The following is a 6,207-nucleotide window of genomic DNA, read 5'->3' on the forward strand; positions in this document are numbered from 1 at the left end:
TGGGGGTGTTTCATGATGTGCGTTCAGTTTTCCGACAGCTACGTATCGCTAAGTGCTGGATCCTTCGGAGCCGCAAAGGGTGCGCCAATGAAAAAGCCCGCTGGACCGGTAATGGTCAGCGGGCTTTTTGAGAAACATGGGTGTTACGGGCGGATTTCGATCATCGTGCCGTCCGGCACCAGGCCCCATACCTCGCGCATGTCCATGTTGCGCATGGCGATGCAGCCGTCGGTCCAGTCCAGGGTGTGGAACAGGTTTTCAGGGTTTTCTTCGGTGTCCGGCGTGCCGTGGATCATGATCATGCCGCCGGGCTCGACGCCTTCGCGCCGGGCGCGCGCAGAGTCGCTGATGTTCGGGTAGGAGATGTGCATCGCCAGGTTGAATTTATCGCTGACCTTGCGCCAGTCCAGCCAATAGAAACCTTCAGGCGTGCGTTTGTCGCCTTCCATCAGTTTCGGCCCCTTGGGGCGTTTGCCCAGGGAGATGCGATAGGTCTTCAGCGGCTTGCCGTCGTTGATCAATTGCAATTGGTGGGCGGACTTGAGAACCAGGACTTTGTCGATGACTTTGCCGTCCAGCGTTTCCGCTACGGAAGCCTGGGAGATAGCGACGAACGACAAGCAAAACAGGGCAAGCAACCAGCGCATTGAAACGATATCCCTAAGAGGTGTCGCGGCTATTTTATTTATAGATGTTTTTTAGGTGATGGCAGGCTGAGCAAGCGGCGGGATCGACTCGGATCTCACGGGGTAGACCTCGGTCCGCCGGTCAGCGAAGAAGCATTCTAAGGTACGGCCCACCGTGCGGAAAGCCAGGTCGGACCACGGGATGTCGGCTTCGTCGAAAAGTGCCACTTCCAGGCTCTCGGGACCGGCGGAAAAATCCAGGTCCACGAGCTCTGCACGAAAGAACACATGCACCTGACTGATGTGCGGCACATCGATCAACGTATAGATGCTCAAGTTACGCACCCGCGCGCAGGCTTCTTCGGCCGTTTCGCGAATGGCCGCCTGCTCGATGGTTTCACCGTTCTCCATGAAACCGGCGGGCAGGGTCCAGTAACCGAGCCGTGGCTCGATGGCGCGCCGGCACAGCAACACTTTCGAGCCCCAGGTCGCCACGCAGCCGGCGACGATATTGGGGTTCTGGTAGTGAATCGCCTGACAGCTGTCACAGACAAAACGCAGACGCGAATCGCCTTCGGGAATGCGCTGGGTGACCGGGTTGCCGCACTGACTGCAAAATTTCATGCTTGGGTTCCTGAATGCTGCGCCTATCTTGGCGTGCGGCGGTGTCTGTCGGCAAGTTGTCGTTTAGCGACACTCCGCAGTTCGGGGGGTTGGGCGGTCGGTGTGATTGGTGCATGATGCGAAGTAGCGAATAAATCGAGAAGACTCATGCTGGACGAGCTACTGCATCGAGTAAGCAACCACACCCCACGCACACTGGAAACCGACAAGCGTTTCCCGGAGGCCGCGGTTCTGGTGCCCATCACTCGCAGTGATGAACCGGAACTGGTTCTGACCCTGCGCGCCAGCGGGCTCTCGACCCATGGCGGCGAAGTGGCCTTCCCCGGCGGACGCCGCGACCCGGAAGACCCGGACCTGATTTTCACCGCGCTACGCGAGGCCGAAGAAGAAATCGGCCTGCCGCCGGGGCTGGTCGAAGTGATCGGGCCGTTGAGCCCGCTGATTTCCCTGCACGGCATCAAGGTCACGCCTTATGTCGGCGTGATCCCGGATTTTGTCGAGTACCTGGCCAACGACGCCGAGATCGCTGCGGTGTTCAGCGTTCCCCTGGAATTCTTCCGCAAGGACCCGCGTGAACATACCCATCGCATCGATTACCAGGGCCGCAGTTGGTACGTGCCGAGTTATCGTTATGGCGAATACAAGATCTGGGGCCTGACCGCGATCATGATCGTCGAGTTGATCAACTTGCTCTATGACGCCAAAATCAGCCTGCACCAGCCGCCCAAGAGTTTTATCAACACCTGAAGCCATCGCTCGTATGGCGTGAAGCCGCGGCTGCCTGAGCCTGAGGACAACACGATGAAATACCGCCTGGGCGACGCCCGCGTCGACACCCATCCACAGAGCTGGGTTGCCCCCAACGCCGTGCTGGTGGGCAAGGTCAAACTGGAAGAGGGCGCCAACGTCTGGTTCAACGCCGTGCTGCGTGGCGACAACGAACTGATCCTGATCGGCAAGAACAGCAACGTCCAGGACGGCACCGTGATGCACACCGACATGGGCTACCCGCTGACCATCGGCACCGGCGTGACCATCGGCCACAACGCCATGCTCCACGGCTGCACCGTCGGTGACTACAGCCTGATCGGTATTAATGCAGTGATCCTCAACGGCGCAAAAATCGGCAAGAACTGCATCATCGGCGCCAACTCGCTGATCGGCGAAGGCAAGGAGATTCCGGACGGTTCGCTGGTCATGGGCTCGCCCGGCAAGGTCGTGCGCGAGCTGACCGAGCCGCAGAAAAAAATGCTCGAGGCCAGCGCTGCGCACTATGTGCATAACTCCCAGCGTTATGCCCGCGATCTGGCAGAGCAGGAAGAATGAACACGCCCGAACGTCCGGTGCTATCGCCCTGCGTGAATATCTGTGCGCTGGACGACGATGACATCTGCACCGGGTGCCAGCGCACCGTGGCGGAAATCACGGGCTGGAGCCGGATGGACAACGAAGAGCGGCGCAAGGTGTTGGGGTTGTGCCATGAGCGGGCGAAATCCAGTGGGTTGATCTGGATGTTCGGAGCTAAATCGGATAATTGAGGTGCGCCCTTCGCGGGCAAGCCTCGCTCCTACAGGGTGAGGGTTGAACCACAATTACGTGTTCGACGCAGATCCGTAGGAGCGAGGCTTGCCCGCGAAGGCATCAGCGCTGACACCACAACCTTCTCTGCAGTACTCTGTGCGCCAAATTGACAGGTACTCTCACGTCCCATGCTCTTCCTGATCGCCTACATCAGCAGCGTCGTGCTGATCAACTACGCCTTTTCCACCGCGCCGCACCTGGACATCATCTGGTCCGCCTGGGGCGGTTTGGTCTTCATCCTGCGCGACATGGTGCAAACCCGTTTCGGCCACGGTGCAATCGCGGCAATGCTGGCAGCGCTGGTGCTGTCCTATGTCACCTCCGATCCGTCCATCGCCCTGGCCAGCGCCACCGCGTTCGCGGTCTCCGAATGCATCGACTGGCTGGTGTTCAGCATCACCAAACGCCCGCTGCACGACCGCCTGTGGATAAGTTCGGCCCTGAGCATTCCCCTCGATACCTTCATCTTCTTCGGCATGATCGACGCCTTCACCCCGGCGGTGATCCTCACCGCCATGGGCTCGAAGTTCGCCGGCGTGACCGTCGTGTGGCTGATCATGGCGTGGCGCTTGCGTAAACTGGCCATCGCCGGCTGAAGCCAAACCCTCAGGTTCATGTAAAATGCCGCGCTTTCTCCCCATGGGAAGCGTGCCAGGCACCGCGACCCTCGATGATCCGCTCCTTTGAGGACCTGAGATGACCCGTATCGGAACTCCATTGTCGCCAACCGCGACCCGCGTATTGATGTGTGGCTGTGGTGAGTTGGGCAAGGAAGTGGTGATCGAGCTGCAACGCCTGGGCGTTGAAGTGATTGCCGTTGACCGTTACGCCAACGCGCCGGCCATGCAAGTCGCTCACCGCAGCCACGTGATCAACATGCTCGACGGCGCTGCCCTGCGTGCCGTGATCGAAGCCGAGAAGCCGCACTTCATCGTGCCGGAAATCGAAGCCATCGCCACCGCGACCCTGGTCGAACTGGAAGCCGAAGGCTTCACCGTGATCCCGACCGCACGCGCCGCGCAACTGACCATGAACCGTGAAGGCATCCGTCGCCTGGCCGCTGAAGAGTTGGACCTGCCGACCTCGCCGTACCACTTTGCCGACACCTTCGAGGATTACAGCAAAGCCGTTCAGGACCTGGGCTTCCCGTGCGTGGTCAAGCCGGTGATGAGTTCGTCGGGCAAGGGCCAGAGTCTGCTGCGCAGTGTCGATGACGTGAAAACCGCGTGGGATTACGCGCAAGAAGGCGGTCGTGCCGGTAAAGGTCGGGTGATCGTCGAGGGCTTCATCGACTTCGATTACGAAATCACCTTGCTGACCGTGCGTCACGTCGGCGGCACCACGTTCTGCGCGCCGGTCGGTCACCGTCAGGAGAAGGGCGACTATCAGGAATCCTGGCAGCCACAAGCCATGAGCCCGGTTGCCCTGGCGGAATCCGAGCGTGTGGCCAAGGCGGTCACCGAAGCCTTGGGCGGTCGTGGTCTGTTTGGCGTCGAGCTGTTCATCAAAGGCGATCAGGTGTGGTTCAGCGAAGTCTCGCCACGCCCGCACGACACCGGCCTGGTGACCCTGATTTCTCAGGACCTGTCGCAGTTCGCACTGCACGCACGGGCCATTCTGGGGCTGCCGATTCCATTGATCCGTCAGTTCGCGCCTTCGGCTTCGGCGGTAATTCTGGTGGAAGGGCAGTCGACCCAGACGGCTTTTGCCAATCTCGGCGCGGCATTGAGCGAGCCGGACACGGCGTTGCGTCTGTTCGGCAAACCTGAAGTGAATGGTCAGCGCCGGATGGGTGTGGCGCTGGCGCGGGACGAGTCGATCGAGGCTGCCCGTGCCAAGGCGACCCGCGCTTCTCAGGCGGTCGTAGTCGAGCTGTAACCGAGGCGCGGCCTTCGCGGGCAAGCCTCGCTCCTACAGGTTATTTGTCGAGCGAACCATTGTCGTTCGACGCGGACCTGTAGGAGCGAGGCTTGCCCGCGAAGCTTTTTCTATCAGGCCACCCGATTCAAATCGTTGTGACGCGTCTCTTTCAGGCACAGCACCGCAATCAAACTCAGCACCGCCGCCCCCGACACATACCCGCCGACGTAACTCAAACCGCCCATCGCCACCAGCTTCTGCGCAAAGAACGGCGCCGCCGAGGCTCCGACAATGCCGCCCAGGTTGTAGGCCGCTGACGCTCCGGTATAACGCACGTGTGTCGGAAACAGCTCCGGCAGCAGCGCACCCATTGGCGCAAACGTCACGCCCATCAAAAACAGCTCGATGCACAGGAACAGCGCCACGCCCCAGGTCGAACCCTGGGTCAGCAGCGGCTCCATCAAGAACCCGGACAGAATCGCCAGCACGCCGCCGATGATCAGCACCGGTTTGCGCCCGTAACGGTCACTGGCCCAGGCCGACAATGGTGTCGCGGCGGCCATGAACAGCACCGCAAAACACAGCAGCGCGAGGAAGGTTTCGCGGGTGTAGCCCAGCGTCGACACGCCATAACTCAGCGAAAACACCGTCGAGATGTAGAACAGCGCGTAGCACACCACCATCGAACCGGCGCCCAGCAGCATCGGCGCCCAATACTGGCTGAACAGCTCGACCAGCGGGATCTTCACCCGTTCCTGACGGGCCATGGCATTGGCGAACACCGGGGTTTCGTGCAGCTTGAGGCGCACGTACAGGCCGACCATCACCAGCGCGGCGCTGAGCAGGAACGGGATCCGCCAGCCCCACGAACGGAACTGTTCGTCGTCCAGCGTCATTGCCAGCGTCAAAAACAGCCCGTTGGCCGCGAGAAAGCCAATCGACGGGCCAAGCTGCGGGAACATGCCGAACCAGGCGCGCTTGCCCTTGGGTGCGTTCTCCGTCGCCAGTAATGCCGCGCCGCCCCATTCGCCACCCAGGCCCAAACCCTGGCCGAAGCGCAGCACGCAGAGCAGGATCGGCGCCCAGGCCCCGATGCTGTCGTAACCCGGCAACACGCCGATCAGCGTGGTGCACACGCCCATCAGCAGCAAGGAGGCGACCAGGGTCGATTTGCGCCCGATGCGGTCACCGAAGTGGCCGAACAGTGCCGAGCCCAGTGGCCTGGCGAGGAACGCGATGCCGAACGTGAGAAATGCCGAGAGCATTTGGGCCGTGCCGGAGGTCTGCGGAAAAAACACCGGACCGATCACCAGCGCGGCGGCAGTGGCGTACACGTAGAAGTCGTAGAACTCGATGGCGGTGCCGATGAAACTCGCGGTCGCCACGCGGGTGGCGGAGTTCGTCGGTTGCGCAGGCGTGGTTTCTGAATAGGTCGTGCTGGTAGTCATGCGGTAATCCCTGACAGTCATGTGCCCCAGTGGAGCGAATTATTATGGTCGAACACCCAGGGATGTGG

General features: G+C 61.0%; 8 protein-coding genes. 5 read left to right on the top strand and 3 right to left on the bottom strand.

The window, feature by feature from the left end; translation table 11 throughout:
* Positions 1 to 143 precede the first annotated feature (143 nt).
* Entirely contained in the window at positions 144 to 647 is a 504-nt protein-coding gene (locus KGA97_RS28725) for a murein L,D-transpeptidase family protein (RefSeq protein WP_008025576.1), read from the bottom strand.
* 51 nt (positions 648 to 698) lie between these two features.
* The gene (locus tag KGA97_RS28730) at positions 699 to 1,250 is read right to left on the bottom strand and encodes an NUDIX hydrolase (protein ID WP_008042386.1); all 552 of its coding nucleotides are present in this window, start codon (positions 1,248 to 1,250) and stop codon (positions 699 to 701) included.
* Between the two features lie 147 nt (positions 1,251 to 1,397).
* Here KGA97_RS28730 and KGA97_RS28735 point away from each other — a divergent pair, with 147 nt between their 5' ends.
* The 5 genes from KGA97_RS28735 to purT all read left to right on the top strand — a co-directional run bounded on the left by KGA97_RS28735 (position 1,398) and on the right by purT (position 4,709).
* On the top strand, positions 1,398 to 1,997 hold the full coding sequence (locus tag KGA97_RS28735) for a CoA pyrophosphatase (protein ID WP_008042385.1): 600 nt from the start codon (positions 1,398 to 1,400) through the stop codon (positions 1,995 to 1,997).
* 54 nt (positions 1,998 to 2,051) lie between these two features.
* Positions 2,052 to 2,576: a gamma carbonic anhydrase family protein gene (locus tag KGA97_RS28740; RefSeq protein WP_008025583.1), complete on the top strand. Its 525-nt coding sequence runs from the start codon at positions 2,052 to 2,054 to the stop codon at positions 2,574 to 2,576.
* Positions 2,573 to 2,788 (top strand): DUF1289 domain-containing protein, encoded by a 216-nt coding sequence (locus tag KGA97_RS28745; RefSeq protein WP_192228453.1) that lies wholly within the window; start codon positions 2,573 to 2,575, stop codon positions 2,786 to 2,788. Before KGA97_RS28740 ends, KGA97_RS28745 begins: the two co-directional genes overlap by 4 nt.
* Positions 2,789 to 2,959: 171 nt before the next feature.
* Positions 2,960 to 3,427 carry a VUT family protein gene (locus tag KGA97_RS28750; protein ID WP_223481935.1) on the top strand — a complete coding sequence of 156 codons (468 nt, stop codon included), beginning with the start codon at positions 2,960 to 2,962 and terminating at the stop codon, positions 3,425 to 3,427.
* A gap of 100 nt (positions 3,428 to 3,527) precedes the next feature.
* A complete protein-coding gene (gene purT / locus KGA97_RS28755; protein WP_008042382.1) occupies positions 3,528 to 4,709 on the top strand; it encodes a formate-dependent phosphoribosylglycinamide formyltransferase in 1,182 nt (393 codons plus the stop codon).
* Positions 4,710 to 4,822: 113 nt separating this feature from the next.
* On the opposite strand, the gene KGA97_RS28760 is transcribed toward purT, so the two are convergent.
* The gene (locus KGA97_RS28760; RefSeq protein ID WP_008042381.1) at positions 4,823 to 6,139 is read right to left on the bottom strand and encodes an MFS transporter; all 1,317 of its coding nucleotides are present in this window, start codon (positions 6,137 to 6,139) and stop codon (positions 4,823 to 4,825) included.
* Positions 6,140 to 6,207 lie beyond the last annotated feature (68 nt).

Origin of the sequence: Pseudomonas sp. BF-B-15, from assembly GCF_019946675.1 — a bacterium.
Classification (GTDB): domain Bacteria; phylum Pseudomonadota; class Gammaproteobacteria; order Pseudomonadales; family Pseudomonadaceae; genus Aquipseudomonas; species Aquipseudomonas migulae.